The organism is Corynebacterium sp., from assembly GCF_030532965.1.
GTDB lineage: Bacteria > Actinomycetota > Actinomycetes > Mycobacteriales > Mycobacteriaceae > Corynebacterium.
Window position 1 is genome coordinate 20,143 of sequence record NZ_JAUNKC010000018.1, and the last position, 19,447, is coordinate 39,589.

Genomic DNA, 19,447 nt, shown 5'->3' on the forward strand with positions numbered 1-19,447 from the left:
GAAGTACATTCCTCTAGCCCAGCCGGTTTTGCATTAGCAATCCCACATTTCGGGTAGGGTTTCGGCGAAGGTGGCGATGTGGCGGTAGTGTTGTGCCCATAAAAATTTTGCTTCGCCGTGGTCGATGTAGCGGTCGCAGGTGAGGTCGACGATGTCTTCTGCTTCTTTTCGCATTTTTTCTGGGTTTCCGGCCCAGCTATTGGGCCAGTGGCAGATGTAGGGTTCGCCGTTTTTCATGCGGACGATAGACACGGTGCTGCCGTAGCTTCCGACGGGGGATAGGGTGACGAGGTGTTGCTCATTGGTGATTTCGATTGGGTGTGGAACATTAAAGACGAACCCGTTTGAGTTCAGGTAACAATTGATGATCCCTGAGGCGGTTAGACGAAGTGATCCGTCTATTCGCGCCTTTGGTCCGACTCTCAGGTCACCGCCCAGCCGTACGTTGTCAGTAACGTGACCACCAGCAACAAGAACGGTGCCGCCAATTTCCGCCGATCCGTCAACGAGGGCGAAATCTGTCAATCTGGCCTCCCCAGTCAAGGTAGCATCTGCTCCGAGCCACGAATCTCCGCTGATTCGCGGCGAACCATCAGCTAGGTGCGTGCTTGTTACCCAACCACCACTATCACCCATGCGGACACCGAATGCAGGAATATCTCGAACCGCCCGGATACGATAAACGGTTTCACCGCGATATATGCGGCTTTCTGTTGTTAGCTCACATGATGATTCCTTAGTCGGCACGGTGGTTTCCTCTTCGGGTACCTCCCAGCCAACTATTACAGACTGGAATTCGGCGATTACCTCGTCGATGACATCGTCAGTTTCGGTTCCAGATAGGTGCGATGCTAACTCGTCGATGGTGCTTGTCCACGATTCCATCTGAATCTGGTGACCAGCGGTGGTGCGAACGAGGAATATTTCCGCAACGGACGTATCGAAACTGGACACGTGATCATAGCGGAAAATATCAGCATCATCGCCCACGATGAGCCCATCATCGGAAACAACGCCGTCACCGTGTACTCGAGCAGTCCCCGTTACTGCAACGTTCCACCCCACCAGGGCCGATCCAAATACAGCGGCGGAACCTGATACCTTAGCCTGCTCACGAATCTCGGCGTTATCAGTTATCACAGCCATGCCACACACTTCGGCGCTTCCTACTACCACCGCATTTCCACTGATTGTCGCGTTTTCGTACACTTTGGCGTAGCTTTTGATCCGCGCCCTACCTGTTGCGGTCGCATTGCCGAAAAGCTCCGCTTCAAACGAAACCCAGGCCTCGTCGCTAAGGCGTGCCCTGCCGTCTGGTGCATAAGCAGATTCCAGCCAACCACCCAGATCGCCCGCTTTGACTCGCTGCCTGGGAAGATCACGGGTGGCGCGGATACGGAATAACCGAACGCCGTGGGAATTGATCTTTGATTCGTCGGTTAGCTCGTAATGCAGCATTAAATCTCCGTTAGAAAAACACGACATAAATGAGTTTTAAGTAGGCACATTAGTTGTTTGTGGCATTCCACATTTCGGGTAGGGTTTCGGCGAAGGTGGCGATGTAGCGGTAGTGTTGTGCCCATAAAATTTTGCTTCGCCGTGGTCGATGTAGCGGTCGCAGGTGAGGTCGACGATGTCTTCTGCTTCTTTTCGCATTTTTTCTGGGTTTCCGGCCCAGCTATTGGGCCAGTGGCAGATGTAGGGTTCGCCGTTTTTCATGCGGACGATAGACACGGTGCTACCGTAGCTTCCTACTGGTGACATTGTGACGAGGTGTTGCTCATTGGTGATTTCGATTGGGTGAGGAACATTAAAGACGAATCCGTTTGAGTTCAGGTAGCAATCGATGATCCCTGAGGCGGTTAGACGAAGTGACCCGTGTATGCGTGCTTTTGGTCCGATGGTCAGGTCACCAGCCAGCCACACGTTATCAGTAACGTGACCACCTGCAACATGAACGGCATTACGAATCTCGGCAGTCCCAGATACAGCGGCGGTACCGGTGACCAGGGACGTCCCGTTGATTACTGCCTTTCCATGAACTGTTGCGTGATCCTTGATACGAGCCTGGCCGATTGCGGAAGCACGGCCAAATAATTCTGCTTCATCAGACACCCAAGCGGCATCGCGCAGGCGAGGTTTGCGGCCACTAGGAGGCTCTAACCAACCACCCAGATCACCCGCTTTTACTCGCTGCCTGGGAAGATCACGGGTGGCGCGGATACGGAATAACCGAACGCCGTGGGAATTGATCTTTGATTCGTCGGTTAGCTCGTAATGCAGCATTAAATCTCCGCGAAATAGTCACAGTTGCTCAGCAGCATGCGCGTGTCTGTGTTGTTATTCCACGTATAGCCGATGTTAAAGGCACTAAACGTTGGCCGCAGAATCTCGTTAGCGAGCCTGATGCAGGCATCGCGATAGGCGGCTTGGCGCTCAGATTGGGTGAAGGTGGTTAATTCTGCTTCCGGGTACCAACTACCCATGCGAATGTCGAAGCCGATATAGGTTTGGTTGGTGTCGATAAGGCTTTCGGTGTCCTGGTTATGGAAATACACAAAACCCCGCCAGTGCGGCTCCGCGGACATAATATCCCAGGCTTCCGCCGTGGCGCAGGTGCCACAGCAGGTGAAATTCTGCAAAGCCAGTATGTCTTGTTCGCGCAGTTTATCGAAGGCCGCGCTAAGCCTCGATGGTTGAAGTTGGCCGGTGGCGCGCAGCCGCCCAATCTGAAGCCGACGCGCCTTAACCAGATAATTCGCGGCTTCGACGGCTTGATCGGCGGATGGCGCGTCCGTGAAATTACGAGTCCCGTAGGCGATGTCGTCGATAAGCGTGTCGATGCTTGTGCCCAAGGTAATCAGCCGCCAACAGTGATCGATTGCCCCCTGCGCTTGCTCCGGACTGCACCCTAAAATGGTGGCGACATCCGCCGCTGTGACGGATTCGGGAATTTCGGTATGCGCAGACATTTGAGGGGAATCCGTTCCTGCAGTTAGTTTTCTTTGGTAACGATGGTCAATCCCGCACCGAGCGGAAGCCGGGTGACGTGGACGTCGTCGAGGGAGCGAATATACTCGTCGGTTTCCCGGGCGGCGATGGTTTCCCGATCTTTGCGGCTAGTGTCGGACAAGGTGCCGTCGAAAAGCGTGTCAGCGAGTATCACGGAGCCGCCTGGCGTGAGCAACGGTAACGCCGCATTCACGAAAGCACGCATGTCGATGGGGGAGACCTCGCCGAAGATCAACTGGTAGGATTCCGTGGCGAGCCGACTCATCACATCGAGCGGTCGGGAGGGCAAAAACCGGATGCGCGATGGGCTGTAACCTGCGCTGCGGAACGTTTCCTTGGAAAGCTTTTGGTGCTCCGGCTCAGGATCGATGCAGGTAAGAATGCCGGAATCGGCAAGCCCCGCCAACAAATACAAACCCACCACGTTTGCGGCGGGGGTCACCGCGATGGCGCCTTGAGCTTGGCAGCTGGCGGCGAGGGTGGTGAGTAATTGTCCAGTCATGACATCGGGCACCACAAGCCCAAATTCCGCGGCGGCTTCCCGGGCGGCGGTCAAATGGACGCTGGAACTCGACGTATTTTCGATATAGGCGCGTAATTCGGCAGTCACGAAGCCTAGTTTAACCCGCAAACCAAATCCTAAGGAATCCAGACGCGCACGAAACAACATTAGGGTGGGAATAGTAGTCGCAGCGCGGGTAGCGATGCCTAACTAGCGTGTACCGGCAGCGCAGCGTTGACAGTTAACTCACAGACTTTTGGGTGGTTTTCCCAAGTTCAGTAGGGCAGAATATGTGACATGACAAACGTGCATCCAGTTTCGCTTAACTCTGAATCCGCTGGAGGCTTCGACGCCGACCACGTGGAAGAAATCCAGCTGACTGGGACAGCCGCGTTTGATGCTGGGGTAGGGGAAATGCCAAGTTGGGGTGAACTGGTTGAACAGCACGCCGACAGCGTTTATCGGCTTGCGTTCCGTCTTTCTGGTAACCAACACGACGCGGAGGACCTCACCCAAGAAACCTTCATGCGGGTGTTCCGTTCGATTAAAAATTACCAACCAGGCACCTTTGAAGGGTGGCTGCATCGAATCACCACTAATCTGTTCTTAGATATGGTTCGGCACCGGTCCAAGATTTTTATGGAGGCGCTACCGGAAGACTATGAACGGGTGCCGGGCACTGATATGACCCCGGAACAGGCGTACTCGGTTGCCAATCTGGACCCGGCGTTGCAGGAGGCACTCGATGCGCTCGCCCCGGATTTCCGTGTTGCAGTCGTGCTTTGCGACGTCGTGGGTATGAGCTACGACGAGATCGCAGATACCCTCGGCGTGAAAATGGGCACAGTACGATCCCGTATTCACCGTGGTAGGTCGCAACTCCGAGCTAGCCTAGAGGCGAAAGCCGAGGTAGATAGCGAAGCAAAGCTTTTGCTGCCTCTGAAAAACTAATTCGTTCCTACGGCTAAAAACACCGCACCCCGCCTCGTGTACGGCGGGGTTTTCTTGTTGGGGGAACTTATCACAGTTATCAGACGTTTAATTCTTAAGAAAACACCAATATCCGATAATAAATGCTGAATGCGAGGTGAATGTGCAGCAATGACTGATCGCACATCAAGCAACCCGACGGGCCGCGATCGCCGCGCACAGCCAACGGGTCGCAATATCTCCGCATTCATTCAGATTTCTGCCACTACCAATCGTATTTTTGCCAGCACCGACCATTTACACCCCGAAGCTGTGGCTGCCTTTGTCGACAATGAATTAAGCGACATCGCCACCCACCGAGCCCAGGTCCATTTGGTGCATTGCCCAGAATGCCGACAAGAAGTAGAACGGCAACGTCGGGCGGCGAAGTTGCTGCGCGAATCCTGCGCAGCGGAAATGAAAGTTGCGCCGGAATTTATGCAACGGCTCATGGGAATAGCACATTCCTGCCCAGATGGTCCGTGTGCTGAGGAGACATTTCGGCAGCCGGAGACCATTCTTGACAAGATCGACCTGATAGCCCGTGCGGTTCGACGGAGCCATCACGGGAAATAGCCTGGATCGTGGATTTACCGTCCGATTAGGTAAGGTGGATGTGTGTTTGATTCCATTGGCTGGTTTGAGATCCTCTTCATCCTCATTATTGGCTTAATAATCATTGGCCCGGAGAAAATGCCCGGGGTGATTGAGGATGTCCGCGCAGCAATTTTTGCCGCTCGGCGTGCGATCGATAACGCCAAGAAAGAACTCAACGGGGAGTTAGGGGATTTGGGCAGCGAATTCGACGACATTCGCAAACCCATCAGCCAGATTGCGTCCATGCGGGCAATGGGGCCGAAGGCGGCGCTTACCAAGGCGCTTTTCGACGGCGATGAGCGCTACCTCGATGACTTCGACCCGAAGAAAGCACTAAGCGAAGAAAACCTCACCGGTAAGAACCATTCCCGGCCACGCAGCCAATCAACCCCATCTGTTCAACCGGAGCCCCGGCCGCAACCACAGTCGCAGCCACAGCCGGAAACGAACCCCCGCCAGGGTGGTAGTTTTTCCTTCGACGATATTACTTAGGCATCAGCGCGGCTGACGCCTAAGTTCAGGCTTTTACCCAACAGCGAGTTCTTCCGAACCACTAGCTTATCCACGATCGACATGATCGCCTGCGCGGTGGGTGAATCTGGAGCACCGGCGACGATCGGGGTGCCGGAATCGCCACCTTCCCGTAGCTTCGGGTCCAGTGGAATAGAGCCTAAAAGGGGCACATTTGTGCCGGTGAGCGTACTGATCCGCTCCGCGACGGCGGCACCACCGCCGGAGCCGAATACATCCATAACACTGCCGTCCGGCAAAACCATGGCGGCCATGTTCTCGATAACACCGGCGACCTTCTGCCGGGTCTGCAAACTAATCGTGCCAGCGCGTTCGGCAACCTCGGCCGCGGCAGCCTGCGGGGTGGTAACGATGAGTAATTCGGCGGTCGGAACCAATTGCGCTACCGAGATGGCAATATCGCCGGTGCCGGGCGGCAAGTCAAGCAACAGGATGTCCAAGTCGCCCCAAAATACGTCGCCTAAAAATTGCTGGATCGCACGGTGCAGCATCGGACCACGCCACACAACAGGGGAATTATCCTCAACGAAATGCGCGATCGAAATGTGTTTAATGCCGTGTGCCTGCGGCGGCATGATCATATCGTCAACCGGGGTGGGGCGTTCCACACAACCGAGCATTCCCGGTACCGAATGGCCGTAAATATCCGCATCTAAGATGCCGACCTTCAGGCCGCGAGCTGCGAAACCAACCGCCAGATTCACCGTTACTGAGGATTTACCCACCCCGCCCTTGCCGGAGGAAACCGCGAAAACCCGGGTGGTGGAATCCGGTTGGGCGAACGGAATAACCGGTTCCGCTTGGCCACCACGCAACGATTCACGTAGCTTTCGACGCTGCTCGTCACTCATAACATCGGTGGTGACGGTGACCTCGCCGACCCCCGGGATTTCTTTAATCGCGGCGGTGGAATTATCCACCAGCGTGGTCTTTAACGGGCACGCCGCGATGGTGAGATAGATTTCTGCGGCGACATCGTTACCAGTAATGGTTATGGATTTCACCATTCCCAGTTCGGTTAATGGTTTGCCTATCTCGGGGTCTTCCACCCGTGATAGTGCCTGGCGGACTTGTGATTCAGTAATCGTTGTACTCATAACAGCAACTAACCTTACTACGGTCGATCAGTGCGACCAGAACGGCCTTGGATTGGATCGTTGAGATCCTCGTGTGCGGCTTCGCCGGCGTGGTGACGGGCGGCGGTGCGGGCGGCGGCTTCGTCGTCAAGTTTGGCCTCGATGCGTTCTAGCATGTTGTGCAAATCTTCCAACTCGTGACGTAGGTAATCCCGGGTAACCATGTCGCCTATAGCCAGCCGTAAGCCAGCCAGCTCGCGGGTGATGTACTCGGTATTCGATTTCGTCTCGAATGCACGTCGCCGGTCCTCGTTCAATGCGATGCGGTCCCGGTCCTCTTGCCGGTTTTGTGCCAGAAGAATCAACGGCGCGGCATAGGCGGCCTGGGTAGAAAATGCCAGGTTAAGCAAAATGAACGGATACGGGTCCCACTGCCACCAGAAGGCGCCTAGATTGAGGATGACCCAAATAACCACGAACACGGTTTGCCACATGAGGTAGCGGCCGGTGCCAAAGAATCGGGCGACTTTTTCGGCATAGGCCCCGACGGTGTCGTCGTCAAGCTTAAAAATGCTCTTTTTGCCGCTTAACCGGGGAGTATCTAAATCTGCCATGAAGCTTAACCCTCCTTCACTTCTGGGCGGATACCCGTATCGCGCCAGTCATCGGGAAGCAAGTGGTCGATCAAGTCGTCCACAGCTACCGCCCCAAGCAAATGCCCATTGCTATCAATCACCGGCCCGCATACCAAGTTATACATGGCGAAATACCGGGCGGCGGTTTCCTGGGAGTCGTCGGCATATAGCGGCGGTAGATCCGGGTCAAGGCAGCCCGACACCAGGGTCGACGGTGGTTCCCGAAGCAGCTTCTGCAAGTGCACACAACCAAGATACTTCCCCGTGGGGGTGGCGGTAGGCGGGCGCACCACAAACACCATTGACGCTAATGACGTCGGCAAATCCGGATTGCAGGCATGCGCTAGGGCCTCAGCAACCGTGGTCTGTGGAGTGAGAATCAGCGGCTCCGGGGTCATCAACGCACCCACCGTGTCGGGATTAAAACTCATCAACCGGCGCACTGGGGCGGATTCCTCCGGATCCATCAATTCCAGCAGCACGTCAGCCTTTTCGTCGTCCAATTCGGACAGCAAGTCGGCGGCATCGTCTGGGTCCATCTCTTCCAAGACGTCTGCCGCACGCTCGATGTCGAGCGTTTCTAACAGCTCCGCCTGACGATCCTCGCTCATCTCCTGCAAGATGTCAGCTAATCGCTCGTCGTCGAATTCGCTGGCCACCGTGTGCCGTTGATTTTCCGGCAAGTCGTACAGTGCGGAAGCCACGTCGGCAGGGCGCATGTCTTCAAACTCCGCAATCAGCTCAGCGGCGGCGTCGGAGATGCCCACACCGGCGGCGGTGATCCCGTGTACGTGTTTCCACGGCACAATGACGACTTCTGGGCGTCTGCCGAAACTCGGGCGGCTTCCAATTACCGCCACGGCGGATATGGCCCAATCCCTGGTTCTGGTTCGCTCCAATTCGATGTCGGCGACCTCCACCGGTTTGCCGTGGAATTTTTCTAATTCCGGATCATCGACGTGCACCTTCGAGCCGATAATATCGTGGATGATGGTCACTTCACCGGAGCGGGCTTTAAACGCCCGCAGGGAAACCGAACCCGAAACCAGCATGATTTCATGCGGATCGATAGAGGCGACCCGCAACATGGGAAGGAAGATACGACGTTTATTGGTCATTTCTACGACCAGCCCGAGCACCCGGGAGGTATGGCCCTGCGGCCGAACGTTGACAACCACATCTCGCACCCGGCCGATAACATCTGTTTCTGGGCCGCGCACAACCATACCTGCCAATCGGCCAGCATAGACACGTGTAACTTCACTCATGTCACCCTAGTGTAGTTCAGTACTCCAAGAAGCAATAAGAGCCGGTTTGCTGGGAACTTTTCCGCAGGTTGCGGCGTTTAAACTTTCGAAAAGCAAAAGTAAGGACCCCATAGTGTTTCCTCATTCTGAGCAACAAAACTCCCCAAACCCGGACGCCAATCCGTTTAACCCCAACCGGCGCGCCCGCCCCGAAGGCTGGCCCGTGGGTAGCTTCAGCAGCTATGAACGCGCCCAAGCGGCCGTGGATATGCTGTCGGACCGGCAGTTTAATGTAGCCGATCTGACTATCGTCGGTGTCGATCTCATGGAAGTGGAAAAGGTCATCGGGCGGCTCACCTGGCCGCGAGTAATCCTTAACGGGATCGCCTCCGGAGCCTGGCTGGGCCTGTTCTTCGGAATGCTCCTTGGCATCATGAATAACCAGTGGGCGATGTCGCTTCTCATCGGTATTTTCATGGGCATGGTGTTTTCCACCGTCACGGCCTCGGTGCAGTACGCGATGCAGCGCGGGCGGCGTGACTTCGCTTCCGCCACCCAGATTGTTGCTGGCCGCTACGACATCCTGTGCGCTCCGAATTCTGCCCGCCAGGCGCGGGATATGATTAGTGAGTTCGTGAATCGAGGCGGCGCACAATAACCGCTAAACTTATACACGCACATCACCTCAACCGATAACAACTGTGGAGCCCCATGACAGCGCCGAAAACTTACTCCTTGTCCGCTTTGGTTTTAAGCTGCGCGGTGCTGTTGGGCGGATGCGCGAATCTGGAACGGTTTGAACCCGACGCCGATCCGATACCGGATAGCGAAAAAGTAGTAGAGATCGCAGTGCGATCCAATTCGGTTGAGCAATTAGTGTTGGGGGAGCTGTATAAGCAAGGCTTAGAGCGCCTGGGGCGTCCCGCCACGTTGAATATGGGGCGGTTGGGTCTTGAGCACAGCTTCGACCGGGTTCCGAACGGTGCGGCGGACGTGGCGATCGTGTGCGCGGGGCGGATGCTCGGTCAGGTGCAGCCGGAAAAAGCCAAAGAATTGGAAATGGAATTCTCCACCGCCGAGAAAGACGTCAATTCCGGCGATCAGCGGGAAAAAGTCTATCAGGCGGTCATGGGGGCGTTGGGGGATAACGTTAATGCGACCGATCCGTCGAACGCGCTCGGGTGCAGCGATGAAGTTTCGGCAATCCCGCAGCACATCATTCCGATCTATCGGGTGCCAACCCTGAACCGTGAGGAGCGCGGCGCGCTGAATATTATCTCGGGCACGATCAGCACCGAGGACCTCGCGGATTTGGTGGAAGAGAGTAAAAAACTACGGAACACCAGCGAAGTGGTCACCAAATACCTCGACGATAACGGCATTTTCTTCCACTAGCGCTGCCGCTTGTCGACGCCACCAAGGCCGTGGCGCTTGGGGTGTGTTCTCACGGACAAGCAAGTGGTGGCTTATGGTGAAAAATAGTGCGCTAGCGATTTGTGATTCGCTAGCGCACTATTTTTATGCCCTGTTAGTCGGCAAATGCCTCGTTAAGCAGAGCCTCTTGCTCCACAGCGTGAACCTTGGAAAGGCCAGTTGCGGTGGAAGCCTGGGCGCGGCGCGAGACGCGCTTCATCGGCAGCATTCCTGGGATCAAGTCGCGCAGGTGCTCGTTGAAGAACGGCCACGGGCCCTGGTTGGCGGGCTCGTCCTGGCAGAAGCGGATTTCCTCGGCGTTCGGGTAGCAGTCGAATGCGTCCTTCAACCGGTTGAACGGAATCGGGTGCAGCATTTCGATACGTACGATCGCAACGTCGATGCGGTTGTCCTTTTCGGCGCGCTTTGCCAATTCGTAGTACAGCTTGCCGGACACCAGCATGATCTTCTTGACAGTGGAGCAGTCGCCCACCTTGTTGCCGTCGCGGTCAACGAACCGTGGGTCGTTGATGACAGACTGGAACTTCTTAACCTCGGTGAAGTCTTCAACGGAGGACGTCGCTGCCTTCATACGCAACATCGACTTCGGGGTGAAGACCACCAGTGGACGCTTGAGATCGCTCAGCGCGTGACGACGCAACAGGTGGAAATAGTTCGCAGGGGTGGTCGGCTGAGCCACCGTCATGGTGCCTTCCGCGCACAGCTGCAGGTACCGCTCAATGCGGGCGGAGGAGTGGTCTGGGCCTTGGCCCTCATAGCCGTGCGGCAGGAGCAGAATGACCGAGGACGTCTGGCCCCACTTGGTTTCACCAGAGGAGACGTATTCGTCAATGATGGTCTGCGCACCGTTGGCAAAATCGCCGAACTGTGCTTCCCATGCGACCACAGCATCGGGGTTACCCACCGAGTAGCCGTACTCAAAGCCCATGCCCGCAAATTCGGTCAATGCGGAGTTATAGACCAGGAATTTTCCGCCATTGCCCTTCTGCTCGGCCAGCTCGTTGAGTCCATTGAACTCAGCTCCGGTGTTCGGGTCGATGACAACCGCGTGGCGCTGGGTGAAGGTACCGCGACGGGAATCTTCACCGGCGAGGCGCACCAATTTACCGGTGTTGGCGAGGGAGGAGAAGGCGATCAATTCGCCCCAGCCCCAGTCGATGCCGCCTTCGGTTGCGGATTCCAACCGCTTCTGGGCAACCGGCTTGACACGTGGGTGGAATTCGAAGCCTTCCGGCTTTGCCGAATACGCTTCCGCGATCTCATGCAATTCGCCGCGCGAGATATTCGTTTCCAAGCCGTGTGGCAGGTTCTGGGAGGCGGTGATGCCTTCTTGCTGGGTGAAGGCCTTCTTCTCTGCTTCCTTAACTTCGATGAAGACGGATTCCATCTGGTCGTGGAAGTCTTGGGTAACCTTCTCGGCGTCTTCCTTGGAAAGCTCGCCACGTCCGAGCAAGTCGTCAATGTATTGGTCACGAACGGTCTTGCGGCCTTCGATCAATTCGTACATCTTTGGCTGCGTCATTGACGGATCGTCGGCTTCGTTGTGGCCGCGGCGTCGATACGCAATCAGGTCGATGAAGACGTCCTTGCCGAACCGGCGGCGGTATTCGGTGGCCAACTGACCAACCCACACGACGGCTTCTGGGTCGTCGCCGTTGACGTGGAACACTGGGCAACCAAATGCCTTAGCCAAGTCGGTGGCGTAGTGGCTGGAGCGAGACGAATCCGGCGTGGTGGTGAAACCAATCTGGTTGTTCACCACGATGTGGACGGTGCCGCCCACGGTGTAGCCACGCAATTGCGCGAGGTTGATGGTTTCCGGAACGATACCCAAACCAGCGAATGCTGCGTCGCCGTGCAGCAATAGCGGCATGACGGTGTAACCGCCCGGGCCCTTATCCAACAGGTCCTGCTTGGCGCGTGCGATACCTTCCATGACCGGGTTGACTGCCTCAAGATGCGATGGGTTGGCGGTCAAGGAAACCTTGATTTCGCCGTCACCGAACATTTGCAGGTGGGTGCCCTCGGCACCGAGGTGGTACTTCACGTCGCCGGAACCACCAGCGGTCTTGGCCTCGATATGGCCTTCGAATTCGGTGAAGATGGTTTCCAGTGGCTTGCCCACGATGTTGAACAGAACGTTCAACCGGCCCCGGTGCGGCATACCGATGACCACTTCATCCAGGCCCTGGCCTGCGGCAGTATCGATGGCGGAATCCATCAATGGGATAAGGGATTCCGCGCCCTCCAGGGAGAAGCGCTTCTGGCCGACGTACTTGGTTTGCAAGAAGTTCTCGAATGCTTCAGCTGCATTGAGCTGCTGCATGATGTATTTCTGCTCGGCGTGGGTTGGCTTCGGCATGCCCGCTTCCAGGCGATCCTGCAGCCAGGTGCGCTCGTCGCGGTCGAGGATGTGGGTGTATTCGCTACCGACCTTGTGGGTGTAGGCGTTCCGCAGCCGGGTGAGAACCTCACGCAAGGTCATGGTTTCCTTGCCACAGAAGCCACCCACGTTGAAGGTACGATCCAGATCCCACAGGGTAAGCCCGTGGGTTTCGATCTCAAGGTCGCGGTGATCCGGCACCGGCATGCCTGGTTGAACCCACCGCAGCGGATTCACGTCGGCGATCAGGTGACCACGGGAACGATACGCCTCGATCAGCTGCATGACCCGAGTGTTCTTATCCAAACCGGTGTTCGGCAGATCCTGGGACCACCGCATTGGGGTGTACGGGATCTCCATCGCTTCGAAGATGTCGTCCCAGAACGCATCGTCGACGAATAGCTGGCTCATGGTACGCAGGAATTCACCAGATTCCGCGCCCTGAATGATGCGGTGATCGTAGGTGGAAGTGATGGTCACCAGCTTGCCTACACCAAGCTCTGCCAGGCGGTCCTGGGAAGCACCTGCGAATTCAGCCGGATAATCCATGGAACCAACGCCGATAATGGTGCCCTGCCCCTTGGTCAGGCGTGGGACGGAGTGGCGGGTGCCAATACCACCCGGGTTGGTCAGTGATACGGTAACACCAGCGTAATCGTCCATGGTCAACTTGCCGTCGCGGCCCCGGTTGACGATGTCTTCATATTTTTCCAGGAACTGCGAGAAGCCTAAGGTCTCGCATTCCTTAATGGCGGCTACTACCAGCGCTCGGGTGCCGTCTTTTTGCGGCAAGTCGATTGCTAACCCAAGGTTAATATGCTCCGGGGTGATAACGGTGGGCTTGCCGTCGATCACATCGTAGCTATTATTCATGTCTGGGTGGGCCATGAGGGCCTTGACCAGGGCATAGCCAATAATGTGGGTGAAGGAGACCTTGCCACCGTGGGTGCGCTGCATATGTTCGTTGATGATCGCTCGGTTCTCGAACATCAACTTAACGGGCATATCCCGAACCGAGGTTGCGGTCGGTACCTCAAGCGATTCGTCCATGTTCTTGGCAATCGCCTTGAAAATGCCTTTAAGCGCCTTCTCACCAGCATCCGGCAGTGCGCCAGCGCGGCCGAGCGGGGATTTCTCCAGCTTCTTTGCTGCTGCTGCTTTCTTGGCTTCTTTAGCTGCCTCGTCGGTGAGGTGCTGATCTGCCTTGATAGCTACCGCCTCGACAGGGGTGGTGTCGACTGCTGGTGCAGGTGCTGCCGCATCGGTGGAGGGGCTAACAGATGACGCCGCTGGTTGTGGGGCGGTGGGGGCTGGTGCAGTGGGGGCACCGGAAGTTTCAAATAGTTCCCGCCACGAAGGATCAACAGATTCTGGATCGTTCTGGAACTGCTGGAACATTTCGTCTACCAGCCACTGATTTTGGCCGAAAGTACTAGCGCTGCTCACGGCAGGTGCTCGCCTCATTTCTTTGTGAGAGTATATGTCTGTTCACACTTTAGTTGCTGAATACAGGCTAGTGGTTTCACACTCTCAGTTGTAATCATTTTCCAAGGAAATCCGGCAATAATTGTGCGCGGATTCACAGATTGCCCCTGAACTGCACGTTTATTGGGTGCTGTTGCGCCACATAGTGGCATAAATACCCCCAAAAGTAAGTAGTGATTCGTGGGTGCCGTCCTCGACGATTTTCCCGTCGGCGAACACCAGAATCCGATCCGCCCGAGCAGCGGTCGCTAGCCGGTGGGCTACCACCACTGTGGTGCGGCCAGCGGCTACGCGCCGTGTGGCTGCCAGGATCGCAGATTCGGTCGCGGGATCGACGGTGGCTGTGGCTTCGTCGAAAAGCAAAATCTTCGGTGTTATCAGTTCCGCGCGAGCGAGGGCAACTAATTGCCGTTGGCCGGAGGATAACCCGCGTCCGCCTTCGCCGACTGGTGCGGTGAACCCACCCGGAATCGCGGCGATGGTTCCAAGCGCACCCACACGGCGCGCAGCCTCGGTTATCTCTGCTTGGCTGGCATGAGGATTACCGTATGCGATATTGCTCGCGATGGTTCCGCTAAAAAGGTGGGCTTCTTGCGGAACGTACCCAATCTGGCGGCGCCACAAGCCGAGCGGGATGTGGCGAATGTTGGTGTCCCCGGCGCGAATTGTCCCAGATACGGGGTCGTAGAACCGTTCCAGAAGCTTAACCAAGGTGGATTTTCCGGCACCGGTCGCGCCGACGATTGCTACGGTGCGTCCTGCCGCCAGGGTTACTGAAACGTCCGAAAGCACCGGTCGGTCGGATTGCCCGTAGCTGAAGGAGACGTTGGACACCGCGATATCCGATTCGGCGAGCTTTTCGACGTCTACAGCTTGCGGTAGATCAGTGTCGCTGGTTTCGGCAACATCTATGACGTCTTCTTTGGTGGCGAGCAGGTCGGTGATTCGGTTAAACCCAACCTGGGCTTGTTGGTAGGAATCGAAGACTTGGCTGAGGTTTTGGATCGGGGGATAAAGGCGTTCTAGGTACAGCAGGAAGGCGACGAGGACACCGATGGCTAGGGTTCCGTCGGAGACCATCGCGGCACCTATCCCCAACACCACAGCCTGCAGAATTTCTGATACTGCGCTGATGCCAGGGAAGTAGAGTGCGACCGCGGCTTGGGCGGCGATACGGGTGGTGGTGTATTTCTGGGACTTGTCGTTGAAGTGGTTAAGTACGGTGTTTTCGGAGCGCAGCATCTGGGCGGTCCGTAACCCGGCTATGGCTTGATGAAAGCTTGCGTTGACGATGCTGATTTCCTCGCGCGCCCGTGCGTACAGTCGGGTGGAGATTCTTCTGAATACCACGGTTGCTATGACAATGATCGGGACCCCCGTCAGCGCAACGGCCGCGAGGGGGATGCTGGTGAGGATAAGTAGCGCCGTGATGCCCGCCAGGGTGGTGATCGCTACCAATGCGGTGGTGAATCCGGTCTGGAGAAACCCATTGAGGGCGTCAATGTCGGTGGTCATTCGGGTGATGATGGCGCCCGACATGGTGGTTTCGTAAAACCGGAGCGAAAGCCGCTGGAGATGGGCGTAGCACCTGATGCGGAGCTCGTAGAGAAGCCGCTCGCCGGTAAGCGCGGTGACGATGGTGGTGGCGCAGGAAACCAGCCAGCTCAGCAAAACGATGGCGAGACCAGCCAGGGACACCTGCCACAGGACGGACGCATTTCCTGCGGTTACTCCGCTGTCTAAGGCGATCCGAACCAGGGAGGGGATGGCCAAACCTGCAGCAACACCGACGACATACAGTAGGATGGCCGCGGCAAGAAGCCAACGCACAGAATGGAATAACCGGCTGGCTGATACTGTTGTTAAGCGCTGTTGGAAACCGTCGAGTCCGCCGGGCGGGGGAGTATCGCGTACCAGTGGTAGCTCTGCCACGCGGTCGAGTAGTTCTGCGGTTGCTGGCACCTGCGCTGCGAAACGGAGGCCGGTTCCTCGCTGGAGAGATGGTGCGGAAGCCATCTGCATCGTTGGCTTCGCGGTCTCAGAACTCGGCTGATCGGTCGGCCATAGCTGCTGCGCCTCGGGGGTTAGGGCATCATGATCAAGGATCACCGGGTGGGGCGATGCGGCTTGGGTACCGATGTCGCCTGCCCCGGTCATAAGCGTTGTGAACCGAGAGTCGGTAATGATCTCCGGCTTTGGGCCGATGGCTGTGATGCGTCCGGCATCAACCACGGCAACAGTATCGGCGATGCCCACCGTTGACATGCGGTGGGCAACCGCGATGATCGTGGTGCCGGATAGATGGGTGCGCAGGTTGTCGAAGATTTTTGCCTCGGTGGCAGCATCGATAGCGGAAGTGGCGTCGTCGAGTATGAGGATGCGGGGCTGCTCGGCTATGGCGCGGGCGAGGGCGATGCGTTGGCGCTGACCGCCAGATAGTGTTAAACCGCGTTCCCCAATCTGAGTGTCGAAACCGTTATCAAGACCGCTGATGAAATCGTAGATTTCTGCGTGGCGAGCGGCGGCGATGATGTCGTCTTTGCTTAACTCCCGGCCAGCGTCGATATTGTCATAGATACTTGTGGAGAACAGGAAGGGGTCTTCAAACACACAGCCCATAGCCCCTCGCACCGCGTCCCGGGAAAGGTCCGCGTAATCGACCGCGGCGCCGGTGGCGTCGACAAGCGAAATGCTGCCGGAATCTGGTTGGTAGAAACCCGTGATGAGTTGCACCGCCATCGTTTTTCCGGCACCCGGCGGGCCCACCATAACGACAGTGTCGCCGGGCGGGGCGTAGAGGGAAAAATCGGCGAGCGCCTCGCCAAAACTGACGTGGTTCATGCGCAGCCCCAACGGCCCGGTTGGTGCTGGGGTTTGGGAAACTGGGTCGGAATTGGTCGGACGCAGATCGAGCACGTCAAAAACCCGCTGTGCCGAAGCCACTCCTAACTGTTGTTGCACGATCATCCCAGCCAGCATGGAAACCACGGAGGTCAATTGCGACATATAGACGCTAAACGCCACGAAGGTACCAATGGAGATAACCCCAGTCAGGGCAAGATAGCCACCGACGCCGATGCACAGAACCAAAGACACATTCGGCAATTGTTGCAGCAGGGGTTTAAAACGAGCCGTTAATCTGGCCGCCCGCATCATCTCGCCGTAGATGTTTCCCGCAACCGTGACAAACTTCCGAATTTCTCGCTGCTCTTGATGAAACGCCTTGACTACCCGAATTCCCGTGACAGTTTCTTCCACCTGGGTGGCCAGGTCGGCGATTTTCTGCTGCGCCGACCACGTGGCACTAAATAACGTGGCGCGCGAACGCACACTCAACCACATGAGAACCGGCAGCATGGCGGTAGCGGTGACAAATAAAACCGGTGATAGCCACAGCATAACCCCTAATATGGTTATCACAGTGAGCAGATGCCCGGTGACCAATGGGAACATGGCGGCCATGGTGTACACCAGATTGAGATCCGAGATAGACCGCGATACCAATTGGCCGGTGCGTAATTGATCCTGGGCGGGGCCGTCCAATTGATACATGGTGGACAGCAGGCCAACCCGCAGGCGATGCTGCATCTTATTGGCAAGGATTCCGGCCGTAAACCGTCTACCAAATTGACACGCGTAACGCCCAAGCGCCACTGCGATCAACAGCCACATGAACGAACGAATATCGCCCGAAATGTCGGATGTGGCAATATCCACCGCCGAAGCAGTTACCAGCGGGATGGCCGCATTAAAGATGGTGACTAACACCGTGGAAACAAGCGCTGCGGTCAAGGCAACCGGAAACCGCAACGCAACGGCAGCTAACCGAACGATCGTCGTGCGGCTAGCTGCCGGATGCGCGCCAGAAGAGGTCATGGTGCCCTTTCGCAGGTGGGAATGTGATTGGTTGCGTGGCACCTATGGTAGACCCGTAGCGGAACAATCTTTAGGCAGGCCCCATTGCGCTGTGTACGTGCTCGATAACCTTTTGCCCAATCTTACGGTTAGCAATGGAACCCAAAACCGCGCCGATTCCCAACGGCATGAGCTTACCTAGCCACGCCAAACGCACCGATTTGGAAATTTTCTTCAGCGCGTACTTGAACATGAAGTTATTCACCTCAGTCAGCTTCGCAGTGGAGGACCGGCCCACCATATTCATTAAGGAACCACCGGCAAACGTGGCGTCGGCAATAGCGGAGCCTTCCGAGCCTAAGACCGCAACCAAGACGATTGCTTTTCGACGCTCAGGGTCGGTGATATCCACCCCACGCAGATGCGCACTGGCCACCGCATAAAACGCAGCAGTATCAAGGAACAATAAGCTCTCCGCACTCACCGCGACAGCGCCGGTGATAAAACCAATAGCGGGAATAGCGGCGGCACTACCCGCACTCGCCCCCGAACCAGTTACCGCCAACATGAAGTGCTTATCCATGATTTTTTGAATCTCGGCGTTATCAGCATCAGGATTCTTAGCCTTCAAGCGGTCAACATACTTGACCACCAAACCAGATTTCATAGTGGCAGTTTTATCCAAAGCAGCAACAAGAGCCTTTGCAATCGGTCCCTTTTCTTCCAGGACCGAATGCGAATTGGAATTAAATACATCCGTGACAACGGAGTGGTCCGATTTCTTCTTCACAGCCATGAGATTTCTACGCTTTCGTAAATACCGGTGCAACAATAAATAACAAACCTAGGATAGACCGGAGTAATAAAACCGCGTGAGTTGGTTCGCTGAAAGCGTAAAATCACGACCGCTGAGCAAACTCCTCAGCGCGGATAACATCTTCTTCACTCGGAACCACCCCGGTGTAGAGCGCAAATTGCTCCGCAGCTTGCAACGCAACCACTTCACCACCATTGATGGTCGCAACCCCCAACCGCGTCGCCGCGTCGATAAGCGGAGTACGAACCGGATACGCTACAACATCGAAGACCAACTGCGCCCGGGAAATTTCCGCATCGCTAAACGCCTGCACCGATTCATCCGCACCCGTCATCCCCAACGGGGTGACATTGACCAACATCGAGGCGGACTCTGGAACCTCCGCGGAATACTCCCACCCGTAGCGATTAGCCAATTCCGATCCGGTTTCCGCGTTGCGAGCCACCACACAGCCAGACAAACCATAATCAGCCAACGCCGCAACAACCGCGTTCGCCATGCCGCCCGAGCCGCGCACAGCAACACAAAGATCCTTAGCCACCGAATAGGAATTCAAGAGTTTCGCCACAGCGACATAATCGGTGTTATAGCCAACCAAGTGCCCATCAGTGTTAACGATTGTGTTAACCGCGCCGATCCGTTCCGCGGAATCATCGAGCTCATCGATAAGCGCAATAACATCCTGCTTATAGGGCATCGACACCCCAGCACCTCGAATACCCAACCCGCGGATACCTGCAACCGCCTGCTCAATATCTACCGGCGCGACCGCCTTATATAAAAAATTCAAACCCAACGTTGCATACAACCAATTATGAAACCTCACCCCATGATTGGAGGGGCGGGCAGCTAGCGAAATGCATAAAACAGTATCTCGGTCGACGTGATTCACCATGTCACCTAC

16 protein-coding genes are annotated in these 19,447 nt (G+C 56.3%); 5 read left to right on the plus strand and 11 right to left on the minus strand.

Translation table 11 applies throughout. The features are described from left to right. Positions 1–33 precede the first annotated feature (33 nt). From Q4D85_RS09035 to Q4D85_RS09050, 4 genes are read right to left on the minus strand one after another with little or no spacing between them, the layout of a single operon-like run. Positions 34–1,458 (minus strand): hypothetical protein, encoded by a 1,425-nt coding sequence (locus Q4D85_RS09035; protein ID WP_303199837.1) that lies wholly within the window; start codon positions 1,456–1,458, stop codon positions 34–36. Positions 1,459–1,494: 36 nt separating this feature from the next. Further along, entirely contained in the window at positions 1,495–2,286 is a 792-nt protein-coding gene (locus tag Q4D85_RS09040; RefSeq protein WP_303199838.1) for a hypothetical protein, read from the minus strand. Then, positions 2,286–2,972, minus strand: a complete 687-nt coding sequence (locus Q4D85_RS09045; protein WP_303199840.1) for a hypothetical protein — start codon at positions 2,970–2,972, stop codon at positions 2,286–2,288. The genes Q4D85_RS09040 and Q4D85_RS09045 overlap by 1 nt, the downstream gene beginning before the upstream one ends. 23 nt (positions 2,973–2,995) lie before the next feature. Next, positions 2,996–3,622 carry an O-methyltransferase gene (locus Q4D85_RS09050; RefSeq protein ID WP_303199841.1) on the minus strand — a complete coding sequence of 209 codons (627 nt, stop codon included), beginning with the start codon at positions 3,620–3,622 and terminating at the stop codon, positions 2,996–2,998. A gap of 189 nt (positions 3,623–3,811) precedes the next feature. Here Q4D85_RS09050 and sigE point away from each other — a divergent pair, with 189 nt between their 5' ends. The 3 genes from sigE (at position 3,812) to tatB (ending at position 5,572) form a co-directional block, all read left to right on the plus strand. Then, positions 3,812–4,465, plus strand: a complete 654-nt coding sequence (sigE, locus tag Q4D85_RS09055) for an RNA polymerase sigma factor SigE (RefSeq protein ID WP_303199842.1) — start codon at positions 3,812–3,814, stop codon at positions 4,463–4,465. A gap of 150 nt (positions 4,466–4,615) precedes the next feature. Further along, on the plus strand, positions 4,616–5,059 hold the full coding sequence (locus Q4D85_RS09060) for an anti-sigma factor (protein WP_303199843.1): 444 nt from the start codon (positions 4,616–4,618) through the stop codon (positions 5,057–5,059). A 42-nt stretch (positions 5,060–5,101) separates the two neighbouring features. Further along, positions 5,102–5,572: a Sec-independent protein translocase protein TatB gene (tatB, locus tag Q4D85_RS09065; protein WP_303199846.1), complete on the plus strand. Its 471-nt coding sequence runs from the start codon at positions 5,102–5,104 to the stop codon at positions 5,570–5,572. On the opposite strand, the gene Q4D85_RS09070 is transcribed toward tatB, so the two are convergent. From Q4D85_RS09070 to Q4D85_RS09080, 3 genes are read right to left on the minus strand one after another with little or no spacing between them, the layout of a single operon-like run. Then, positions 5,569–6,708, minus strand: coding sequence for an Mrp/NBP35 family ATP-binding protein (locus tag Q4D85_RS09070; protein ID WP_303199847.1), 1,140 nt, complete (start codon positions 6,706–6,708; stop codon positions 5,569–5,571). The two genes, tatB and Q4D85_RS09070, sit on opposite strands and share 4 nt — an antisense overlap. 17 nt (positions 6,709–6,725) lie before the next feature. Beyond that, entirely contained in the window at positions 6,726–7,301 is a 576-nt protein-coding gene (locus tag Q4D85_RS09075) for a DUF1003 domain-containing protein (protein WP_303199849.1), read from the minus strand. A 5-nt stretch (positions 7,302–7,306) separates the two neighbouring features. Then, positions 7,307–8,590, minus strand: coding sequence for a CBS domain-containing protein (locus tag Q4D85_RS09080; protein WP_303199851.1), 1,284 nt, complete (start codon positions 8,588–8,590; stop codon positions 7,307–7,309). 202 nt (positions 8,591–8,792) lie between these two features. Between Q4D85_RS09080 and Q4D85_RS09085 the strand changes: the two genes are divergently transcribed. Continuing rightward, positions 8,793–9,227, plus strand: a complete 435-nt coding sequence (locus tag Q4D85_RS09085; RefSeq protein ID WP_303199902.1) for a general stress protein — start codon at positions 8,793–8,795, stop codon at positions 9,225–9,227. A 53-nt stretch (positions 9,228–9,280) separates the two neighbouring features. Then, positions 9,281–9,964: a hypothetical protein gene (locus tag Q4D85_RS09090; RefSeq protein ID WP_303199853.1), complete on the plus strand. Its 684-nt coding sequence runs from the start codon at positions 9,281–9,283 to the stop codon at positions 9,962–9,964. 133 nt (positions 9,965–10,097) lie between these two features. Here Q4D85_RS09090 and Q4D85_RS09095 read toward each other — a convergent pair whose 3' ends face one another. The 4 genes from Q4D85_RS09095 to Q4D85_RS09110 all read right to left on the minus strand — a co-directional run bounded on the left by Q4D85_RS09095 (position 10,098) and on the right by Q4D85_RS09110 (position 19,438). Then, entirely contained in the window at positions 10,098–13,832 is a 3,735-nt protein-coding gene (locus Q4D85_RS09095; RefSeq protein WP_303199854.1) for a multifunctional oxoglutarate decarboxylase/oxoglutarate dehydrogenase thiamine pyrophosphate-binding subunit/dihydrolipoyllysine-residue succinyltransferase subunit, read from the minus strand. A 159-nt stretch (positions 13,833–13,991) separates the two neighbouring features. Further along, positions 13,992–17,747 (minus strand): ABC transporter ATP-binding protein, encoded by a 3,756-nt coding sequence (locus Q4D85_RS09100; protein ID WP_303199856.1) that lies wholly within the window; start codon positions 17,745–17,747, stop codon positions 13,992–13,994. Between the two features lie 70 nt (positions 17,748–17,817). Beyond that, on the minus strand, positions 17,818–18,516 hold the full coding sequence (locus Q4D85_RS09105) for a hypothetical protein (protein WP_303199857.1): 699 nt from the start codon (positions 18,514–18,516) through the stop codon (positions 17,818–17,820). Between the two features lie 109 nt (positions 18,517–18,625). Continuing rightward, positions 18,626–19,438: a shikimate 5-dehydrogenase gene (locus Q4D85_RS09110; RefSeq protein ID WP_303199859.1), complete on the minus strand. Its 813-nt coding sequence runs from the start codon at positions 19,436–19,438 to the stop codon at positions 18,626–18,628. Positions 19,439–19,447 lie beyond the last annotated feature (9 nt).

Bases quoted from the DNA above. Each gene is read 5' to 3' on its own strand.
- Q4D85_RS09070 (WP_303199847.1), bottom strand. From the start codon at position 6,708: ATGAGTACAACGATTACTGAATCACAAGTCCGCCAGGCACTATCACGG.
- Q4D85_RS09060 (WP_303199843.1), top strand. From the start codon at position 4,616: ATGACTGATCGCACATCAAGCAACCCGACGGGCCGCGATCGCCGCGCA.
- Q4D85_RS09035 (WP_303199837.1), bottom strand. From the start codon at position 1,458: ATGCTGCATTACGAGCTAACCGACGAATCAAAGATCAATTCCCACGGC.
- Q4D85_RS09075 (WP_303199849.1), bottom strand. From the start codon at position 7,301: ATGGCAGATTTAGATACTCCCCGGTTAAGCGGCAAAAAGAGCATTTTT.
- Q4D85_RS09080 (WP_303199851.1), bottom strand. From the start codon at position 8,590: ATGAGTGAAGTTACACGTGTCTATGCTGGCCGATTGGCAGGTATGGTT.
- Q4D85_RS09110 (WP_303199859.1), bottom strand. From the start codon at position 19,438: ATGGTGAATCACGTCGACCGAGATACTGTTTTATGCATTTCGCTAGCT.
- Q4D85_RS09100 (WP_303199856.1), bottom strand. From the start codon at position 17,747: ATGACCTCTTCTGGCGCGCATCCGGCAGCTAGCCGCACGACGATCGTT.
- Q4D85_RS09090 (WP_303199853.1), top strand. From the start codon at position 9,281: ATGACAGCGCCGAAAACTTACTCCTTGTCCGCTTTGGTTTTAAGCTGC.
- sigE (WP_303199842.1), top strand. From the start codon at position 3,812: ATGACAAACGTGCATCCAGTTTCGCTTAACTCTGAATCCGCTGGAGGC.
- Q4D85_RS09040 (WP_303199838.1), bottom strand. From the start codon at position 2,286: ATGCTGCATTACGAGCTAACCGACGAATCAAAGATCAATTCCCACGGC.
- Q4D85_RS09045 (WP_303199840.1), bottom strand. From the start codon at position 2,972: ATGTCTGCGCATACCGAAATTCCCGAATCCGTCACAGCGGCGGATGTC.